We start from the raw sequence: 18,403 nt of genomic DNA, 5'->3' as shown, positions 1-18,403 counted from the left end.
TCTCGCCGTCGAGCAGGTGACGGGGCGGGGGCGCACAGCCCTCGCCCCGTCCCCGGGTCGCCACGGCGACCTCGCGGGGCCACCCTCGCCCCCTCCCCCGTCCCTCCCCACACCCAGGAGGCCTCGTGGACCTGTTCCTGCAGCAGCTCGTGAACGGGCTGACGATCGGCTCGCTCTACGCGCTGATCGCCGTCGGGTACACCGTCGTCTACGGCATCGTCCAGCTCATCAACTTCGCTCACGGCGAGATCTTCATGATCGGCGCCTTCGGCGCGCTGAGCACCTACCTCATCCTCTTCCAGGGCCAGACCGCCCTGTGGATCCTGCCGGTCATGGTCATCGGCGCGATCATCGCCTCGGTCGGCGTCGCCGTCCTCACCGAGCGCGTCGCCTACCGGCCGCTGCGCGGCGCCCCGCGTCTCGCCCCGCTCATCACGGCCATCGGCATCTCGGTCTTCCTCCAGGAGTTCGTCCGGCTCTTCTACAACCGGCCGTTCATCGTCTCCGAGGCCAACCCGCTCGACTTCCCGAGCGCGAAGCAGAAGATCCCCTTCCCGCAGATCGACGTCGTCACCGGCCCGGCCTTCGAGATCTTCGGCGTGACGATCCAGCGCGCGGCGATCTTCACCATCGCCTGCCTCGTCATCTGCGGCGCCCTGCTCTACTACTTCGTCACCAAGACCCGCACGGGTCGTGGCATGCAGGCCGTCTCGCAGGACCCCGACACCGCCCGCCTCATGGGCATCAACGTCGACCGCACCATCGTCGTGGCCTTCGCCATCGGCGCCGCGCTCGCCGCCATCGCCGGCGTCTCGCAGGGCCTGCTCAACACGAACATCAACTTCAAGATGGGCTTCATCGCCGGTCTCAAGGCCTTCACGGCCGCGGTCCTCGGCGGCATCGGCAACATCTGGGGCGCGATCGTCGGCGGGCTCGTGCTCGGCGTCGTCGAGACCCTCGTGACCCAGTACACGACCCTCCTGCCCTTCGGCCTCGACCAGTTCGGCGGCTCCAGCTGGAAGGACGTGTGGGCCTTCGCCCTGCTCATCCTCATCCTCGTCTTCCGGCCGCAGGGCCTCCTCGGCGCAAAGGTGGTCGACCGCGCATGAGCACCGCAACCACAGCTCCTCAGCACCCCCAGCACGCCGAGGCCTCGGCCCCGGCGGACCGCTCCGGCCTCGGGGTGATCCTCGGTCTCGTCGGCGGCGCCCTGCTGCTCGTCTCGGGTCTGCTGTCCTGGTCCTACGAGCCGATCTTCGGCGACATCAGCATCCGCTTCTGGCCGGTGAGCCTGCAGATCTTCGCGATGCTGCTCGGCATCACCGTGCTCGTCGTCGCGCTCTCGCGCAGCCTGCTCGCCCCCGTCATCGGCTGGTTCTCGGCCGGGCCGGCGCTGCTGGCGCTCGGCATCGGGTCGACGGCCTTCGCCGCGCTCTCCCTCGTCGGGGTCGCGGTCCAGGCGGGCGGTCTCATCAACGCCAACGAAGGGGTGTACGTCGCCCTCGTCGGTGCCCTCGTCACCCTCGCCGGCGGCGTCCTCGCCCGGCCGCTCGTCGCCACCCGTGACGCCTTCACGGTCAAGGCGCCGAGCACGGTCGAGATCGCGCTCATCGCGATCATCTGCGCGGTGGCCCTGGCCATCGCCGCGTACGCCCTCGGGCGCGACGACGCGTGGGTCTTCGTCCTCTTCCTCGTCACCGTCGGGGTCATCGGGACGGGTCTGGCCAAGGCCGGCTTCTTCGGGTACGTCGGGGCGGCCGCGCAGCGGCACCGCCACGTCCTCACCCTGGGCGCCTTCGCCGCGGCCTTCCTCTTCCCGTTCACCCAGGACGGGTCCGAGATCAACATGTCGATCGCGACGGGCGTGCTCATCTTCGCCACGACCGCCATCGGCCTCAACATCGTCGTCGGCCTCGCCGGTCTGCTCGACCTCGGCTACATCGCCTTCCTCGGCGCCGGTGCCTACGTCGGCGCGATCCTGTCCGGCGCGGCGTCCTCGCAGATCGACTGGCACCCGCCCTTCATCGTCACCGCGCTCATCGGCGGGCTCTTCTCGGCCTTCCTCGGCCTCATCGTCGGCTCGCCGACGCTGCGGGTCAGCGGCGACTACCTCGCCATCGTCACCCTGGCGTTCGGCGAGATCTTCCGTCTGACGATGTTCAACCTCGACGGCAACAACGGCCCCGACCTCACGAACGGGCCCAACGGCGTCACCGCGATCCCGAACCTCAAGATCTTCGGGTTCGACTTCGGGGCGACCCACACCGTCGCGGGCATCGAGCTGAGCCGGGCGGCGAACTACTACCTGCTCATGCTCCTGCTCACCGGCATCTTCATCCTCGTCTTCGCGCGGATGAACAACAGCCGGATCGGGCGCGGCTGGGTCGCCATCCGCGAGGACGAGCGTGCGGCGGAGGCCATGGGCGTCAACGTCTTCGGCCTCAAGCTGCTCGCCTTCGCCGGCGGTGCCTTCCTCGCCGGCATCGCGGGCACGGTCAAGGCGCACTACGACACCTCGGTGACGCCCGACCAGTACCAGTTCCTCGAGTCGGCCTTCCTGCTCGCCGCGGTCGTGCTCGGCGGCATGGGCACGATCGCCGGCGTCATCCTCGGCGCGGTGGTCCTCAAGCTCATGCCGGAGAAGCTGCGCTTCTTCAGCGAGTACCGGCTGTTGCTCTTCGGGCTGCTGCTCGTGCTCATGATGCGCTTCCGCCCCGAGGGCCTCGTCGCGAGCAGGCGCCGCCAGCTCGAGTTCCACGAGGACGACGAGGAGCTGGCCGAGGTCATCGAGGACCGCAATCTCGCGATCGAGGAGGAGACCCGATGAGCACCACCGTGAGCGACACCCCGCAGCGCACCCCCGCCGAGACCGGCGAGGTCGTGCTCGAGGCGCGCGACATCGTCATGAGGTTCGGCGGTCTCACGGCCGTGAACAACGTCTCCTTCACCGTCCACGAGGGCGAGATCGTCGGTCTCATCGGACCCAACGGTGCCGGCAAGACGACCTTCTTCAACTGCCTCACCGGCATGTACAAGCCCACCTCGGGCGAGGTGACCCTCCAGGGCAAGCGGCTCCCGCCGCGACCCCGTGAGGTCGTCACCGCCGGCATGGCGCGCACCTTCCAGAACATCCGGCTCTTCAACAACATGACGGCGCTCGAGAACGTCATGGTCGGGCGGTACTGCCGCACGACCTCGATGGCCTTCACGTCGATCATCCGGGGACCGAAGTTCCGCAAGGAGGAGGCGGAGAGCCTGCGTCGCGCGCACGAGCTCCTCGACTTCGTCGGGCTCGACCACAAGGCGGAGAGCCTCGCGCGCAACCTGCCCTACGGCGAGCAGCGCAAGCTCGAGATCGCGCGTGCGCTGGCGACCGACCCGCAGGTCATCCTGCTCGACGAGCCGACGGCGGGCATGAACCCCAAGGAGACGGAAGAGGCGATGCACCTCATCTTCCGGATCCGCGACCTCGGCATGGCCGTCGTCGTCATCGAGCACGACATGCGGTTCATCTTCAACCTCTGCGACCGGGTGCTCTGCCTGGTCCGGGGCGAGACCCTCATCGAGGGCTCCCCCGGTGAGGTCCAGTCCGACCCGCGCGTCATCGAGGCCTACATCGGCGGTGCGGACGACGACGAGATCGACACGTCCGACCTCACCGACGAGGAGATCGAGGTGCTGCGCGCCGAGGGCGAGCTGCCCGAGCAGAACGAGGGGCACGAGCCCGAGGAGGAGCGCCGATGAGCCCCATGCTCGAGGTCAAGGACCTCAAGGTCGCCTACGGCAAGATCCAGGCGGTCAAGGGCATCTCCTTCACCGTCGACGAGGGCGACGTCGTCTCGCTCATCGGCACCAACGGTGCCGGCAAGACGACGACGCTGCGCACGATCTCGGGCCTGCTGCGCCCGGTGGCCGGCCAGATCCTCTACCAGGGTCAGGACATCTCCACCGTGCCCGCGCACGACATCGTGGGTCTGGGCCTGGCCCACTCCCCCGAGGGCCGGCGGATCTTCCCCCGGATGAGCGTCGAGGAGAACCTCCTCCTCGGTGCCTACGGGCGCAAGGACGACGGCATCCGCAAGGACCTCAAGGCCGCCTACGAGCTCTTCCCCATCCTCGGGGAGCGCTCGAAGCAGCCGGCGGGCACCTTCTCCGGCGGCGAGCAGCAGATGCTCGCCATGGGCCGGGCGATGATGAGCCGCCCCAAGCTGCTCATGCTCGACGAGCCCTCGATGGGTCTGTCGCCGTTGATGATGAAGCGCATCATGAGCACGGTGACGACCCTGCAGGAGCAGGGCACGACGATCCTGCTCGTCGAGCAGAACGCCCGGGCCGCCCTGAAGATCGCGACGAAGGGCTACGTGCTCGAGGTCGGCAAGATCGTCACCGAGGGCACCGGCGAGGAGCTGCTGACGAGCGACGAGGTGCGCAAGGCCTACCTCGGCGAGGACTGAGCACCCGCACCGCTGACGACGGGGCCCCACCGGATCATCCGGTGGGGCCCCGTCGTCGTGCCCGGCGGTCGGGTCAGGGCGGTCGCGACGAGGCGGGTCAGCCGGCCTTGCGGGCGCGACGGGCCGCGGCCTGGGCCCGGCCGGAGATCTCCGCCGGGGCCGGGGTGGCCTTCGTCGTCGTCGCCTTCTTCGCCGCGGCGGTCTTCGACGTCGCCTTCTTCGGGGCGGTCTTCGTGGTCGCCTTCTTCGTGGCCGCCTTCTTCGTCGCGGTCTTCTTCGCCCCCTTCGCCGGCGTCGTCTCGACCGGCTCGGGGAGCTCGCCGACCTCGACGACGTCGTGCCGGGCGAGGACCTTGGCGAGGAAGCGGCCGGTGTGCGACCCGGTGCGCTCGTGCTGCGCCGCGACGCTCTCCGGCGTGCCGGTCGCGACGACCTGCCCGCCGCCGTCGCCGCCCTCGGGACCCATGTCGATGACCCAGTCGGCGTTCTTGATGACGTCGAGGTTGTGCTCGATGACGATGACGGTGTTGCCCTTGTCGACGAGGCCCTGCAGGACGAGGAGCAGCTTGCGGATGTCCTCGAAGTGCAGACCGGTCGTCGGCTCGTCGAGGACGTAGACCGTGCGCCCGTTGGAGCGCTTCTGCAGCTCCGAGGCGAGCTTGACGCGCTGCGCCTCGCCGCCGGACAGGGTCGTCGCCGGCTGGCCGAGACGCACGTAGCCCAGACCCACGGAGTTGAGGGTCTTCATGTGCCGGGCGATGGCCGGGACCGCGGCGAAGAAGTCCTCGGCCTCCTCGATCGGCATGTCGAGCACGTCGGCGATCGTCTTGCCCTTGAAGTGGACCTCGAGCGTCTCGCGGTTGTACCGCCCGCCGTTGCACACCTCGCACGGCACGTAGACGTCGGGCAGGAAGTTCATCTCGATCTTGATCGTGCCGTCGCCCGAGCACGCGTCGCAGCGCCCGCCCTTGACGTTGAAGGAGAAGCGACCGGGCTGGTAGCCGCGGACCTTCGCCTCCTCGGTGTCGGCGAAGAGCTTGCGGACGTTGTCGAAGACGCCCGTGTACGTCGCGGGGTTCGAGCGCGGGGTGCGCCCGATGGGGCTCTGATCGACGTGGACCACCTTGTCGAGGTTCTCGACGAGCCCGGTGACGGTCTTGTGCCGGCCGGGCACGCGGCGGGCGCCGTTGAGCTTGTTGGCCATGACCGTGTAGAGGATGTCGTTGACGAGGGTCGACTTGCCCGAGCCCGACACACCGGTGACGGCGATGAGGTTGCCGAGGGGGAAGGTGACGTCGACGCCCTGGAGGTTGTTCTCGCGGGCGCCGCGCACGGTGACCTCGCGGCCCGGCTGCTGGGGCCGGCGCACGTCCGGCACGGGGATCTGCAGGCGGCCGGAGAGGTACTTGCCCGTGAGCGACTCCTCGCTCTCGAGCAGCCCGGCGACCTCGCCGCTGTGGACGACGCGACCGCCGTGCTCGCCGGCACCGGGGCCGATGTCGACGACCCAGTCGGCGACCTCGATGGTGTCCTCGTCGTGCTCGACGACGATGAGGGTGTTGCCGAGGTCGCGCAGGCGGGTGAGGGTCTCGATGAGCCGGTGGTTGTCGCGCTGGTGCAGCCCGATGCTCGGCTCGTCGAGGACGTAGAGCACGCCGACGAGACCGGACCCGATCTGCGTCGCGAGCCGGATCCGCTGGGCCTCGCCGCCGGAGAGCGTCGCCGCGGCCCGGGAGAGCGAGAGGTAGTCCAGGCCGACGTCGAGCAGGAAGCCCAGCCGGGCGTTGATCTCCTTGATGACCTGCTCGGCGATGGCCCGCTCGCGCTGGGTGAAGTCGACGTCGTGGAGGAAGGTCGCCGCCTGGGCGATCGAGAGCGAGGACACCTCGGCGATGCTGCGACCGCCGACGAGGACCGCGAGGGCCTCGGGCTTCAGGCGCGTGCCGCGGCAGTGCGGGCAGGGGATCTCGCGCATGTAGCCCTGGTACTTCTCGCGGCTCCACTCGGACTCGGTCTCGCCGTGGCGGCGCCGGATGAAGGAGATCGCCCCCTCGAAGCCCGTCGAGTACGAGCGCTCGCGGCCGAAGCGGTTGCGGTAGCGCACGTGCACCTTGTGGTTCTGGCCGTGGAGCAGCGCGGTGCGCGCCCGCTCCGGCAGGGCCCGCCACGGCGTGCTCATGTCGAAGCCGAGGTCGTCGCCGAGGGCGCTCATCGTGCGCTGGAAGTACTGGGCGGACTGGGTGCCGGCCGCCCACGGGGCGATCGCTCCCTCCTCGAGGGTGAGGTCCTCGTCGGGGACGACGAGCTCGGGGTCGACCTCGAGCTCGGTGCCGATGCCGGTGCAGTGCGGGCAGGCGCCGAAGGGGGAGTTGAAGGAGAAGGACCGCGGCTCGACCTCGTCCATCTCGATGGGGTGGTCGTTCGGGCAGGCCATCCGCTCGGAGTAGCGGCGCTCGCGCGGCAGCGGCTCGCCCTGGGCGTCGAGCGGTGCGGGCCGCTCCCCCGGCTCGTCGGCGTCGACCGGCGCGTCGACGAACTCGACGACGACGATGCCGTCGGCGAGGCGCAGCGCGGTCTCGACGGAGTCGGTGAGCCGACGCTGGGCGGTGCGCTCCGCCCCCTTCGCCACGAGACGGTCGACGACGACCTCGATGGTGTGCTTGACCTGCTTCTCGAGCTTCGGCGGGTCGGTAAGGCTGACGACGGTGCCGTCGACGCGGGCGCGGCTGTACCCCTTCGTCTGCAGCTCGGAGAAGAGGTCGACGAACTCGCCCTTGCGCGCGCGGACGACGGGCGCGAGGACCTGGAAGCGGGTGCCCTCGGGCAGCTCGAGGAGGCGGTCGACGATCTGCTGCGGGCTCTGCCGGGTGATCGGCTCGCCGCAGCGGGGGCAGTGCGGGCGGCCGGCGCGGGCGAAGAGCAGGCGCAGGTAGTCGTAGACCTCGGTGATCGTGCCGACGGTGGAGCGGGGGTTGCGGTTCGTCGACTTCTGGTCGATCGAGACCGCCGGGGACAGGCCCTCGATGAAGTCGACGTCGGGCTTGTCCATCTGGCCGAGGAACTGACGGGCGTAGGCGGACAGGGACTCGACGTAGCGGCGCTGGCCCTCGGCGAAGATCGTGTCGAAGGCCATCGAGGACTTGCCCGACCCGGACAGACCGGTGAAGACGACGAGGCTGTCCCGCGGGATCTCGATCGAGACGTCCTTGAGGTTGTGCTCGCGGGCGCCTCGCACGACGAGCTGGTCGTGCAGGGCAGAGCCGTGCCGGGCGTGGGGTGCGGAAGTCACGGCCACAACTTTATGTCTCGCCACCGACAGCGTTGCGCCTGCGGCCCCCTCGGCGGCCCCCCGTAGGGTGAGCGGATGAGCACACCGATCGAGGAGTACGCCGTCATCGGCGACACCGAGACCGTCGCCCTCGTCAGCCGCGGGGGGTCGATCGACTGGCTCTGCTTCCCCCGTTTCGACTCGCCGTCGTGCTTCACCGCGCTGCTCGGCACCCCCGAGCACGGCCGCTGGCTCATCGGCCCGGTCGGCGAGGCGCGCACCACGCGCAGCTATCGCGGCGACTCCTTCGTCCTCGAGACGACCCACGAGACGGCGTCCGGGACCGTCCGGGTGACCGATCTCATGCCGCTCGGCGACAACCGGGCCGACATCATCCGCCGGGTCGAAGGGGTGTCCGGCACCGTCGAGATGGAGCACGAGTGGGTCGTGCGCTTCGCCTACGGCAAGGTCACCCCGTGGGTGACCCACACGACGCACCACGGCGACGACCTCCTCACGGCGATCGCCGGGCCCGACATGCTCGTCCTGCGCGGCAGCCGGCTGCCGCATCCCGACGACCACCACCACCGCGACCGCTTCGAGGTGCGCGCGGGCGAGACGCTGGACTTCACGCTCACGTGGTTCTCGTCGTGGAAGCAGGTGCCCCCGGCGCTCGACGTCGGCGGACGGGTCGAGGCGACCGTCGCGCGGTCGAGCGAGTGGGCGAGCCGGTGCACCTACGAAGGGCCGCACCGCGAGGCCGTCGTCCGCTCGCTGCTCGTGCTGCGCCTGCTCACCGACACCCGTCGCGGCGGCATCGTCGCGGCGCCGACCACGAGCCTGCCCGAGGACTTCGGCGGGGTGCGCAACTGGGACTACCGCTACTGCTGGCTGCGTGATGCCTCGCTCACCCTCGAGGCGCTCCTGCAGTCGGGCTACGTCGGCACGGCGAAGCTGTGGCGCGACTGGCTCGTGCGTGCCGTCGCCGGCGACCCCGAGGACATGCAGATCATGTACGCGGTCGACGGCGGCCGCGAGCTGCCCGAGCGCGAGCTCGACCACCTGCCCGGGTACGCGGGCAGCCGGCCGGTGCGCATCGGCAACGGGGCCGTCGACCAGAAGCAGACCGACGTCCTCGGCGAGGTGATGATCGCCCTCGAGGACGCCCGCGAGCTCGGGCTCGAGGAGTCGCACCAGTCCTGGGCCATCCAGCGGGCCCTCGTCGACAGCCTCGCCACCCACTGGGACGAGCCGGACAACGGGCTGTGGGAGATCCGCGGCCCGCTGCGGCACTTCACCCACAGCCGGGTCATGGTCTGGGCCGCCTTCGACCGCGCCATCCGCGCCGTCGAGGAGCACGGGCTGAGCGGCGACGTCGAGACCTGGCGGACGCTGCGCGACCGCGTGCACGCCGAGGTGTGCGAGCGCGGGTGGAGCGAGGAGCGCCAGACCTTCACCCAGCACTACGACACCGACGAGGTCGACGCCTCGCTGCTGCTCATCCCGCTCGTCGGCTTCCTCCCGCCGGACGACCCGCGGGTGCACGGCACGATCGCGGCCGTCGAGCACGACCTCATGCGCGGCGGCTTCCTCCTGCGCTACCGCACGGAGACCGGTGTCGACGGGCTCGCCGGCGAAGAGCACCCCTTCCTCGCCTGCTCCTGGTGGCTCGTCAGCGCGCTCGCGGTGACCGGCCAGGTGGAGCGCGCGGAGGAGCTCATGGACCGTCTCGTCGGGCTGCTCAACGACGTCGGTCTCGTCGCCGAGGAGTACGACACCGAGCACGACCGGCAGGCGGGCAACTTCCCCCAGGCCTTCTCGCACCTCACCCTCATCGGCGCGGCCTACCACCTCGCCGACGCGAAGGCCCGGGCCACCGCGACCGCCTGAGGCTCCCCCTTCGCCCGGGTCCTCGGCCCGGCAGGGCGGGCGCCGGACGCCCGGTCCCACGGTCGGGCGGGCGGCGGTAGCGTGCCGCCATGAGCGAGACGCTGACCGAGACCCACGAGTACACCGGCGAGGTCACCCCGGGCGGGCCCGTGCACGTGCGCGAGCTGCCGGCGCTGACGATCCGCAAGATGTCGGTGTCGCAGATGCACAACAACGTCTACCTGCTCACCTGCCGCTCGACCGGCGAGCAGCTGCTCGTCGACGCCGCCGACGAGGCCGAGCGCTGCCTCGCGCTCGTCGCGCTCGGCGGGGGCTCGCTCGGGCACCTCGTGACGACGCACCAGCACTGGGACCACCACCGGGCTCTGCCCGAGGTGGCCCGCGAGACCGGCGCCGAGACCTACGCCGGCGTCGACGACGCCGTCGGGCTGCCCGTGGCTCCCGACCACCTGCTGCGCCAGGGTGACGAGGTGCGCTTCGGTGACGTCGTGCTCAAGGTCTCGCACCTGCGCGGGCACACGCCCGGCTCGGTCGCCCTGGCCTACCGCGACCCGCAGGGGTCGACCCATCTCTTCACCGGCGACACGCTCTTCCCCGGCGGGGTGGGCAACACGAAGATGGAGGGGCAGAGCTTCGAGCTGCTCTACGGCGACGTCGTCGAGCGGCTCTTCGGGGTCTACGACGACGACACGCACTTCTACCCCGGGCACGGCGCCGACTCGACCATCGGTGCCGAGCGGCCCCACCTCGACGAGTGGCGCGAGCGGGGCTGGTGAGCCGCGCCGACGCCGTCCCGGCACCTCTCCTCGTCCTCGGCGGGGTCCTGTCCGTCCAGTTCGGCGGGGCCCTGGCCGCGACCCTCGTCCCCGAGGTCGGCGCGAGCACGTCCGTGCTCCTGCGCCTCGTCTTCGCCGCGGCGATCATGCTCGTCCTCGCCCGGCCCCGCCTGCTCGGCCACTCCCCCGCAGCCTGGCGCACCGTGCTGCTCTTCGGTGTCGCGCTCGGCGGGATGAACTGGGCCTTCTACGCCTCGCTGGCCTACCTGCCGATCGGGGTCGCCGTGACCTTCGAGTTCGTCGGCCCGCTGCTCCTCGCCGCTGCCGGGTCGCGCCGCGTCCGTGACCTCGGTGCGGTCGCCGTCGCGGCGGTCGGCGTCGTCCTCGTCTCCGAGGTCACCCACCTGCCGCTGTCCGAGCTCAGCTGGCGGGGCATCGGTCTCGCGCTGCTCGCAGGGGCTTTCTGGGCGGCCTACATCGTGTGCTCCTCGCGGACCGGCGCCGTCTTCGACCGGCTCGACGGGCTGAGCCTGGCGATGGTCGTCGCCATGGTCGTCGTGCTGCCCGCGGGCGCCCTCGGGTGGCACACCGTCACCGCGGAGCACCTGCTCAAGGGGCTGGGCCTGGCGCTTCTCAGCTCGGTGCTGCCGTACTCGCTGGAGCTGCTCGCGCTGCGACGGATGAGCGCGACGGTCTTCGGGATCCTGCTCAGCCTCGAGCCGGCGGTCGCGGCCCTCGCGGGCCTCGTCGTCCTCGGCCAGGTCCTCTCGGGGCCACAGCTCGTCGGCATGTCGCTCGTCGTCGTCGCCAGCGTCCTCGTCCTCGGCCGGCCTCGGGAGCGCTCCGAGGGCGAGACCCCCGCCCACCTCACCGAGACCGGCGCCTAGATGTACTCGGCGAAGAAAGTGCCCGTCGCCGGGTCGGTCCGCCTGCCCCTTCAGTCGGACAGATGGGCTCGCTCCCCCTTCGGCCGGACAGGTGAGTTCCTTCCCCTTCGCTCGGTCGGGCGGGCCCCTCCCCCTTCGTCCGCTCGACATGACAAACCCCGACTTCGCACGAGTTTCTTTCTCTTGCCGAGCCGGGGTTTATCGGGTCACCCGAGAAACTGGTGACGGGTGAGGCTCGCTGGCGGGTGAGCTCCAGCGTCGGGCGTCCGCACCCACCTCCTCGCGCGCTCGACATGACAAACCCCGGCTCAGCACGAGTTTCTTACCCATGCTGAGCCGGGGTTTATCGGGTCACCCGAGAAACTGGTGACGGGTGGGGCGGGTCAGCTCTCGACGCCCTGGCGCTCGTCCTTGCGGGTCTTCCACAGGCTGGCGATGGTCGTGATGCCGAGGATGACGACGATGGCGCCCAGGGAGACCGAGATCGGGATCTCGGGGACCGGGATGTGCTCGCCGCCGTTGATGAAGGGCAGCTCGTTCTCGTGCAGGGCGTGGAGGATGAGCTTGACGCCGATGAAGGCGAGCAGCACGGCCAGGCCGATGCTCAGGTAGACGAGCTTCTTCAGCAGACCACCGATGAGGAAGTACAGCTGCCGCAGACCCATGAGGGCGAAGAGGTTGGCCGTGAGGACGATGTACGGCTCCTTGGTCAGGCCGTAGATCGCCGGGATGGAGTCCAGCGCGAAGAGCAGGTCGGTCATGCCCAGCGCGAGGACGACGAAGAAGATCGGGGTGGCGACCCGCTTGCCGTTCTCCTTGGTGAAGATCTTCGCGCTCCACTCCTTGGTGGAGGGGATCGTCTTCTCCATGTACTTGAGGAAGCGGTTCTCCTCGAACTCCTCGTCGTCGTCGTCCTTCTGCACGGCGAGCTTGATCGCCGTGTAGATGAGGAAGGCGCCGAAGATGTAGAAGACCCAGGAGAAGCGGTTGATCGCCGCGGCGCCGACGAAGATGAAGATCGTCCGCAGCACGATGGCGATGATGATGCCCCACATGAGGGCGATCTGCTGGTACTTCGCCGGCACCTGGAAGCTCGCCATGATGATGAGGAAGATGAAGAGGTTGTCGATCGACAACGAGTACTCGGTGAGCCAGCCGGCGTAGAACTCACCCGCGCGGGTGCTGCCCTCGGCCCACCAGATGCCCAGGCCGAAGAGGATGGCGGCCGAGACGTACACGGCGAGGGTCGTGCCGACCTCCTTGTTCGACGGCACGTGCGGCCGGCGAGCGATGAGGACGACGTCGAAGATCAGCACCGCTGCGGCCACGCCGAGGGTGAGGAGCCAGACCCAGGTCGGCACGTCCATGGTGCCGCCGCTGATGATGCTCGGTGCGATGCCAGGGATGCTGGCGGGGATCGATGTCACGTGCTGGGGTCGCCTTCCGGACAGGGTTCGGTCATGTCCGGAGGTCTCTCCCACCCAGGGGCCGGTACCCCGGGCCTCCCGGCCGAAGGGGGCCGAGGTGCCGTGCTGACGAGGACACCGCGTGGGGATACTCCCCTCCGCGCAGACCATCGTCGCAGATGCGTCGGGCCCGTGACGACCGGAGCCCACCCCGTGGGCCCGACGGTCGGGCCCGGCTCACCTGTGCGAAGTCCCCTCAGCCGGTCGCCTGCGTCATCTGACGCAGCTCCTTCTTGAGGTCGGAGATCTCGTCGCGCAGCCGGGCCGCGAGCTCGAAGTGCAGGTCGGTCGCCGCCTGGTGCATCTGGTCGGTGAGGTCCTGGATGAGGCTGGCGAGCTCGCCGCTGGGCAGGTCCTTGCCGCGGTTGCCGCCGGCGGGCGCCCCCTTCGCGCTGCGCGAGGTCTTGCCGCGCGACTGGGTGCGACCCGAGCCGATGAGGGCGTCGGTGTCGGCGTCCTCACGGCCCAGGATGTCGGTGATGTCGGCGATCTTCTTGCGCAGCGGCTGCGGGTCGATGCCGCGCTCGGTGTTGTAGGCGATCTGCTTCTCGCGCCGCCGGTGGGTCTCGTCGATCGCGTGCTGCATCGAGTCGGTGATGTTGTCGGCGTACATGTGCACCTGACCGGAGACGTTGCGCGCCGCGCGACCGATCGTCTGGATGAGCGAGCGGCTGCTGCGCAGGAAGCCCTCCTTGTCGGCGTCGAGGATGGCGACGAGCGAGACCTCGGGCAGGTCGAGACCCTCGCGCAGGAGGTTGATGCCGACGAGGACGTCGTACTCGCCGAGCCGCAGCTCGCGCAGCAGCTCGACGCGGCGCAGGGTGTCGATGTCGGAGTGCAGGTAGCGGACCCGCACGCCCTTGTCGAGGAGGTAGTCGGTGAGGTCCTCGGCCATCTTCTTCGTCAGCGTCGTGACGAGGACGCGCTCGTCGCGCTCGGTGCGGGTGCGGATCTCGTCGAGGAGGTCGTCGATCTGACCCTTCGTCGGCTTGAGGACGATCTCGGGGTCGACGAGCCCGGTCGGGCGGATGATCTGCTCGACGACGCCGTCGCTCTTGGCCATCTCGTAGTCGCCGGGGGTCGCCGAGAGGTAGACGGTCTGACCGGTGCGCTCGAGGAACTCCTCCCACGTCAGCGGTCGGTTGTCCATGGCGCTCGGCAGCCGGAAGCCGTGGTCGACGAGGGTGCGCTTGCGCGAGGCGTCACCCTCGTACATCGCGCCGATCTGGGGCACGGTGACGTGCGACTCGTCGATGACGAGCGCGAAGTCCTCGGGGAAGTAGTCGAGCAGGCAGTTCGGCGCGGACCCGGGCTGGCGGCCGTCGATGTGCATCGAGTAGTTCTCGATGCCCGAGCAGCTGCCGACCTGGCGCATCATCTCGATGTCGTACGTCGTGCGCATGCGCAACCGCTGCGCCTCGAGCATCTTGCCCTGGCTCTCGAAGACCTTGAGCTGCTCCTCGAGCTCGTGCTCGATGCCGACGATCGCGCGCTCCATGCGCTCGGGCCCGGCGACGTAGTGGGTCGCCGGGAAGACGTACATCTCCTGCTCCTCGCGGATCACCTCGCCGGTCAGCGGGTGGAGGGTGTAGACGCGCTCCACCTCGTCGCCGAAGAGCTCGATGCGGATCGCGTGCTCCTCGTAGACCGGGATGATCTCGATGGTGTCCCCGCGCACCCGGAAGGTGCCGCGGGTGAAGGCGAGGTCGTTGCGGGTGTACTGCATCGTGACGAACTGGCGCAGCAGGGTGTCGCGGTCGACCTGGTCGCCGACGGACAGGCGGACCATGCGGTCGACGTACTCCTGCGGGGTGCCGAGGCCGTAGATGCACGAGACCGACGCGACGACGACGACGTCACGCCGGGTGAGCAGGCTGTTGGTCGCCGAGTGACGCAGCCGCTCGACCTCCTCGTTGATCGAGCTGTCCTTCTCGATGTACGTGTCCGACTGCGGGACGTAGGCCTCGGGCTGGAAGTAGTCGTAGTAGCTGACGAAGTACTCGACGGCGTTGTTGGGCAGCAGCTCGCGGAACTCGTTGGCCAGCTGGGCGGCGAGCGTCTTGTTCGGCGCCATGACGAGGGTCGGGCGCTGGATCTGCTCGATGAGCCAGGCCGTCGTCGCCGACTTGCCGGTGCCGGTGGCGCCGAGGAGGACGACGTCCTGCTCCCCCGCGTTGACCCGGCGGGCCAGCTCGGCGATGGCTGCGGGCTGGTCGCCGGCGGGCTCGAACTCGGAGACCACCTGGAAGGGGGCCACCGTGCGCTGCAGATCGGTCACGGGACGCATATGGACAACCTAAGCGCACGCACCGACAACGTATTCCGGGACGCCGGGGTCAGGGTCGCGTCGGCACCTCCGACGCCGGCGGGTCGACGCTCACCGGGCGCCCGTCGAAGGTCACCTCGCTGAGCCACATCGTGCGCCCGGGCACCTCGGAGCCCACCGCGTCCGGCGCCCATGCGTGGTAGACCATCCACACCCGCCCGTCGCGCTCGACGAGGGAGTTGTGCCCCGGCCCCGCGGCCACCTCGTTGCTCACGAGGACCGGCTCGTCGTCCTTGACGAAGGGGCCCGTCGGCGCCTCCGCGGTCGCGTGCCCCACCGCGTACCGGTCCGAGCCGAAGTCGTTGGCGGAGTAGAAGAGGTGGTAGACCCCGTCCTCCTCCCGCACGAAGGGCCCCTCGACGAGGTCGCCCTCCCACGCGAGGTCCTGGCGGATGACCCGCTCGGGCTCGCCGAGCAGCGTCGTCCCGTCCGGGCCGAGGCGCTGCACCGAGATCCACGTGTCGACCCCGACGGCGTTGCCGTCGTTCTTCCAGTACAGGTAGGCCTGGCCGTCCGTGTCGACGAAGGGGTGGGCGTCGATCGACCCGCCCGCGTCCTCCTCGCACACGAGGGGTCCGTCGCTGTCGTCGACGTAGGGCCCCTCCGGCTGCGCGGAGACGGCGACGCCGATGCACTGGATCTCGGGGTCCGGGGCGCGGGTCGTGTAGTACATGACCCACTGGTCGCCGATCTGCACGGCCTCGGGCGCCCACACCTTGCCCGGCGACGTCCAGCTCGCGAGCTCGGGCATCGCGTCCGATCCCTGGCTCCAGTCGACGAGATCGGTGCTCGTCAGGGTCTGGACGTTCATCCCGTTGCCGTTCGTCGCGATCGCGACGTACGAGCCGTCCGCGTCGAGCACCTGCGGGTCGGGGAAGTTGCTCGCCCACACGGGGTTGGTGAAGCCGGTCATGCTCTCGCTCTCCTGCCGCGGGGCGGCGTCGGGTGTCGGGGACTGGCACGCGCTGAGGGCGAGGGCCGCGCCCGCGAGGACGGCGGCCGTGCGCCGTCCTCGCGAGCGAGCCCGTCGCACCCCTGACCGGCTCACCCGGCGCCGGGGTCGGAGGGCCACCGGGTGCGGTAGAAGCGCAGGTGGTCGAAGGAGGCCACGGCGGCCGGGGACGCCCCGCCGTGCGAGTAGAGCCCGATCCTCGGCTCGGTGCCGGCGCCGAGCGCCCAGGTCGCGCCCCACGTCCACGTCCGGCCGTCCCGGCTCGTCCCCGCGCGGTAGAGGTGCTCCCCCTCCGCCGTGCGGTGGTGCGCCAGGCGCAGCCACATGGTGGGGGCGGCGGTCCCCACGAGTGCACCGCCGTACGACGTCCGGCCGTCGGGAGCCGCGGCGACCTCACGACCGAACTCCGTCTGCCGGGTGTTCCAGATCGCGACGGTGCCGAGCCGGGCGAAGTCGTCGTCGGTGGCGTGCGCGACGAGGCCCGCCTGCTGGTAGTTGCGGATCTCGTCGGTGCCGAGGTCGAGGTGGACCTTCGTCTGCGCGATCCAGTCGCCGTCGTCGGGCGCGTCGTGGAGCAGCAGCCCGGCCTGGTTGCCCCCGCCGGTGAGGTCGGTGCCCTCTACCGGCCAGCGCAGCTGCCCGTCCTCGACGCGGGCCTGGGGGTTCTCACGCACCCAGGTCAGCGCCGGGGTCGAGGCGTCGTCGAACTCCTCGCCCGTGATGAGGGGACCCGCCTGGGGCACCGGAGCGAGCTCACGGGCGTCCTGCGCCGCCGGGGTCACGACGACGTTGTCGACGACCGTGCCCCCGCTGCTCAGGCGCACCGGGGCGGACCCGACGCGGAGCCGGTCGCGCTCGAGCGTCACCTCGGCGTACGGGTCATGGAGGTCGTCCTCGGACAGCGAGGCCCGGACCTGCCCGTCCGTGGCCCGCACGGTGAGCGTCTGCCACCCGCTCGTGCTCGGCAGCGCGGTCGAGTCGCGCAGCGGTCGGCCGGCGCCGCTCGTGCTCATCCCGAGCGTGCGGCCCCGGGGGTCGACCGTCACGGTGACCCCGGGAGCGCGGCCAAGGGTGACACGCAGGGGTTTGTCCCCTCGGATGTCGAGCCGCACGTGCACGTCGCCGGCGGGCGCGGCCCGCCGGGTGCTCGCCGTGCCGCGCACGAGCCCGGTGGCTCCGCCGAGCCGGTCGCGGGGGCCGACGCGCATCCCGGTGAAGCCACCGGCCGCGGGGTCCTCGGGCGTGATGCCGAGCGAGGAGCCGAGGGTGGGACCGGGCTGCGGGGTGTCGCTCGGCCCGGCGCCGGCCCGGGTGCGGGGGAAGCCGTCGACCCAGTCCAGCCGGTCGGCGAGCATCGGGCGCCGGTTGATGCCGAAGGGCTCGGCCAGCCACGGGTCGTGCCGGTCGATGCCGTGGTAGACGACGAAGTCCGCACCCGTGCTGTCTGTGACGACCGCGTGGTGGCCGACGCCGACGAAGCGGTTGCCGTTCTGGGTGAGCGCGATGGTCCCGCCCACCGCGGAGGTGTCGAGGGAGGTGCCCTCGGCGTCGACGAAGGGGCCCATGGGGCTGCGGGAGCGCCCGGCGAAGACCGAGTAGCCGGTCGAGGGGCCCGCGCAGCAGTTGGCGGCCGAGGCCATGAGGACGTACCAGCCGTCCCGACGCACGACGTACGCCCCTTCGTAGCGGTTGTCCACGGCGACCCGGACCGGCTCGCCGACCGCAGTGAGGCCGTCGTCGGCGACCTTCGTCACCCAGATGCCGCCGAAGTAGCTGCCGTAGTAGAGGTAGCGCTGCCCGTCGAGGTCGGTGAAGCCCGACGGGTCGAAGGTCCACCACCAGCCGCCGCCCGGGGCGGCTCGCGGCGGCACGACCGGGCCGTCCGTGGCCGTCCACGGCCCCGCCGGGGTGGGCGCCGTCGCCGCGCCGATCGCCGAGTCGTCGCCCTGCGGGTGCTGGGTCGAGTCCGTCACGGTGAAGTACATGACGTACCGGTCGCCGATCTTGCGCACGTCGGGCGCCCACAGCCCCGAGGTCCGCGTCGCCCACGTCGGCCGGGTCGCGTCGGTGAAGACCGTGCCGAGGTACTCGAAGGAGGACCAGTCCTTCGTCCGGGCCATGTGCATGAGCCCGGGGGTGCCACCGGACACGAGCGGGTCGGAGGTCGCGTAGGTGTACCACCACCCGTCCTTCCCCCGGATGACCGAGGGGTCGGCGTAGGTGTCGGAGAAGCTGTCCGACACCGCGTTCTGCGCCACGGGTCGCGGCGGGGCGGGGTCGTCCGGCCGGGTGGCGCCGGAGGACGGCCCGGCGACGAGCCCGACGGCGGCGAGCAGGGCGGTCGTGACGACGGCGAGGCGGTGCTTCGTGGTGCGCATGGTGCT

The 18,403-nt window shown here is 70.6% G+C and carries 12 protein-coding genes; 7 read left to right on the top strand and 5 right to left on the bottom strand.

The genetic code is table 11. The features are described 5' to 3' along the window. Nucleotides 1–125: 125 nt before the first annotated feature. From EEW87_RS03385 to EEW87_RS03370, 4 genes are read left to right on the top strand one after another with little or no spacing between them, the layout of a single operon-like run. Nucleotides 126–1,109, top strand: coding sequence for a branched-chain amino acid ABC transporter permease (locus EEW87_RS03385; RefSeq protein ID WP_123091694.1), 984 nt, complete (start codon nucleotides 126–128; stop codon nucleotides 1,107–1,109). After that, nucleotides 1,106–2,827 (top strand): branched-chain amino acid ABC transporter permease, encoded by a 1,722-nt coding sequence (locus tag EEW87_RS03380; RefSeq protein WP_123091693.1) that lies wholly within the window; start codon nucleotides 1,106–1,108, stop codon nucleotides 2,825–2,827. Before EEW87_RS03385 ends, EEW87_RS03380 begins: the two co-directional genes overlap by 4 nt. Next, on the top strand, nucleotides 2,824–3,744 hold the full coding sequence (locus EEW87_RS03375) for an ABC transporter ATP-binding protein (RefSeq protein ID WP_083968863.1): 921 nt from the start codon (nucleotides 2,824–2,826) through the stop codon (nucleotides 3,742–3,744). The genes EEW87_RS03380 and EEW87_RS03375 overlap by 4 nt, the downstream gene beginning before the upstream one ends. 5 nt (nucleotides 3,745–3,749) lie before the next feature. After that, nucleotides 3,750–4,454 carry an ABC transporter ATP-binding protein gene (locus EEW87_RS03370; protein ID WP_240341679.1) on the top strand — a complete coding sequence of 235 codons (705 nt, stop codon included), beginning with the start codon at nucleotides 3,750–3,752 and terminating at the stop codon, nucleotides 4,452–4,454. Between the two features lie 97 nt (nucleotides 4,455–4,551). On the opposite strand, the gene uvrA is transcribed toward EEW87_RS03370, so the two are convergent. After that, nucleotides 4,552–7,743: an excinuclease ABC subunit UvrA gene (gene uvrA, locus EEW87_RS03365; RefSeq protein ID WP_224767045.1), complete on the bottom strand. Its 3,192-nt coding sequence runs from the start codon at nucleotides 7,741–7,743 to the stop codon at nucleotides 4,552–4,554. 75 nt (nucleotides 7,744–7,818) lie between these two features. Here uvrA and EEW87_RS03360 point away from each other — a divergent pair, with 75 nt between their 5' ends. From EEW87_RS03360 to EEW87_RS03350, 3 genes are all read left to right on the top strand, one after another. Continuing rightward, complete coding sequence (locus tag EEW87_RS03360) at nucleotides 7,819–9,612, top strand: glycoside hydrolase family 15 protein (protein WP_123091691.1); 1,794 nt, start codon at nucleotides 7,819–7,821, stop codon at nucleotides 9,610–9,612. 89 nt (nucleotides 9,613–9,701) lie between these two features. After that, nucleotides 9,702–10,388 carry an MBL fold metallo-hydrolase gene (locus tag EEW87_RS03355; protein ID WP_123091690.1) on the top strand — a complete coding sequence of 229 codons (687 nt, stop codon included), beginning with the start codon at nucleotides 9,702–9,704 and terminating at the stop codon, nucleotides 10,386–10,388. Continuing rightward, complete coding sequence (locus EEW87_RS03350; RefSeq protein WP_123091969.1) at nucleotides 10,385–11,275, top strand: EamA family transporter; 891 nt, start codon at nucleotides 10,385–10,387, stop codon at nucleotides 11,273–11,275. The genes EEW87_RS03355 and EEW87_RS03350 overlap by 4 nt, the downstream gene beginning before the upstream one ends. A 383-nt stretch (nucleotides 11,276–11,658) precedes the next feature. Here the strand turns inward: EEW87_RS03350 and EEW87_RS03345 are convergent, their stop codons facing one another. The 4 genes from EEW87_RS03345 to EEW87_RS03330 form a co-directional block, all read right to left on the bottom strand. Beyond that, nucleotides 11,659–12,642 (bottom strand): TerC family protein, encoded by a 984-nt coding sequence (locus EEW87_RS03345; protein ID WP_123091968.1) that lies wholly within the window; start codon nucleotides 12,640–12,642, stop codon nucleotides 11,659–11,661. A gap of 295 nt (nucleotides 12,643–12,937) precedes the next feature. Next, entirely contained in the window at nucleotides 12,938–15,028 is a 2,091-nt protein-coding gene (gene uvrB / locus EEW87_RS03340) for an excinuclease ABC subunit UvrB (protein WP_068276044.1), read from the bottom strand. Nucleotides 15,029–15,077: 49 nt separating this feature from the next. Beyond that, complete coding sequence (locus EEW87_RS03335) at nucleotides 15,078–15,980, bottom strand: glycoside hydrolase family 43 protein (RefSeq protein ID WP_192826126.1); 903 nt, start codon at nucleotides 15,978–15,980, stop codon at nucleotides 15,078–15,080. A gap of 131 nt (nucleotides 15,981–16,111) precedes the next feature. Next, nucleotides 16,112–18,397 (bottom strand): glycoside hydrolase family 43 protein, encoded by a 2,286-nt coding sequence (locus EEW87_RS03330; protein ID WP_123091689.1) that lies wholly within the window; start codon nucleotides 18,395–18,397, stop codon nucleotides 16,112–16,114. Nucleotides 18,398–18,403: the final 6 nt, after the last annotated feature.

The sequence above is a fragment of the Janibacter melonis genome, from assembly GCF_003721155.3.
GTDB classification, from domain to species: Bacteria; Actinomycetota; Actinomycetes; order Actinomycetales; family Dermatophilaceae; genus Marihabitans; species Marihabitans melonis.
The sequence above is the reverse complement of the archived record's forward strand: the minus strand, read 5'-3'. Positions and strand labels throughout refer to the sequence as shown.

Excerpts from the sequence above, each read along its gene's own strand:
- EEW87_RS03355 (WP_123091690.1), top strand. The coding sequence starts at position 9,702 with ATGAGCGAGACGCTGACCGAGACCCACGAGTACACCGGCGAGGTCACC.
- uvrB (WP_068276044.1), bottom strand. The coding sequence starts at position 15,028 with ATGCGTCCCGTGACCGATCTGCAGCGCACGGTGGCCCCCTTCCAGGTG.
- EEW87_RS03375 (WP_083968863.1), top strand. The coding sequence starts at position 2,824 with ATGAGCACCACCGTGAGCGACACCCCGCAGCGCACCCCCGCCGAGACC.
- EEW87_RS03380 (WP_123091693.1), top strand. The coding sequence starts at position 1,106 with ATGAGCACCGCAACCACAGCTCCTCAGCACCCCCAGCACGCCGAGGCC.
- EEW87_RS03330 (WP_123091689.1), bottom strand. The coding sequence starts at position 18,397 with ATGCGCACCACGAAGCACCGCCTCGCCGTCGTCACGACCGCCCTGCTC.
- EEW87_RS03360 (WP_123091691.1), top strand. The coding sequence starts at position 7,819 with ATGAGCACACCGATCGAGGAGTACGCCGTCATCGGCGACACCGAGACC.
- EEW87_RS03335 (WP_192826126.1), bottom strand. The coding sequence starts at position 15,980 with ATGACCGGCTTCACCAACCCCGTGTGGGCGAGCAACTTCCCCGACCCG.
- EEW87_RS03370 (WP_240341679.1), top strand. The coding sequence starts at position 3,750 with ATGCTCGAGGTCAAGGACCTCAAGGTCGCCTACGGCAAGATCCAGGCG.
- EEW87_RS03345 (WP_123091968.1), bottom strand. The coding sequence starts at position 12,642 with ATGGACGTGCCGACCTGGGTCTGGCTCCTCACCCTCGGCGTGGCCGCA.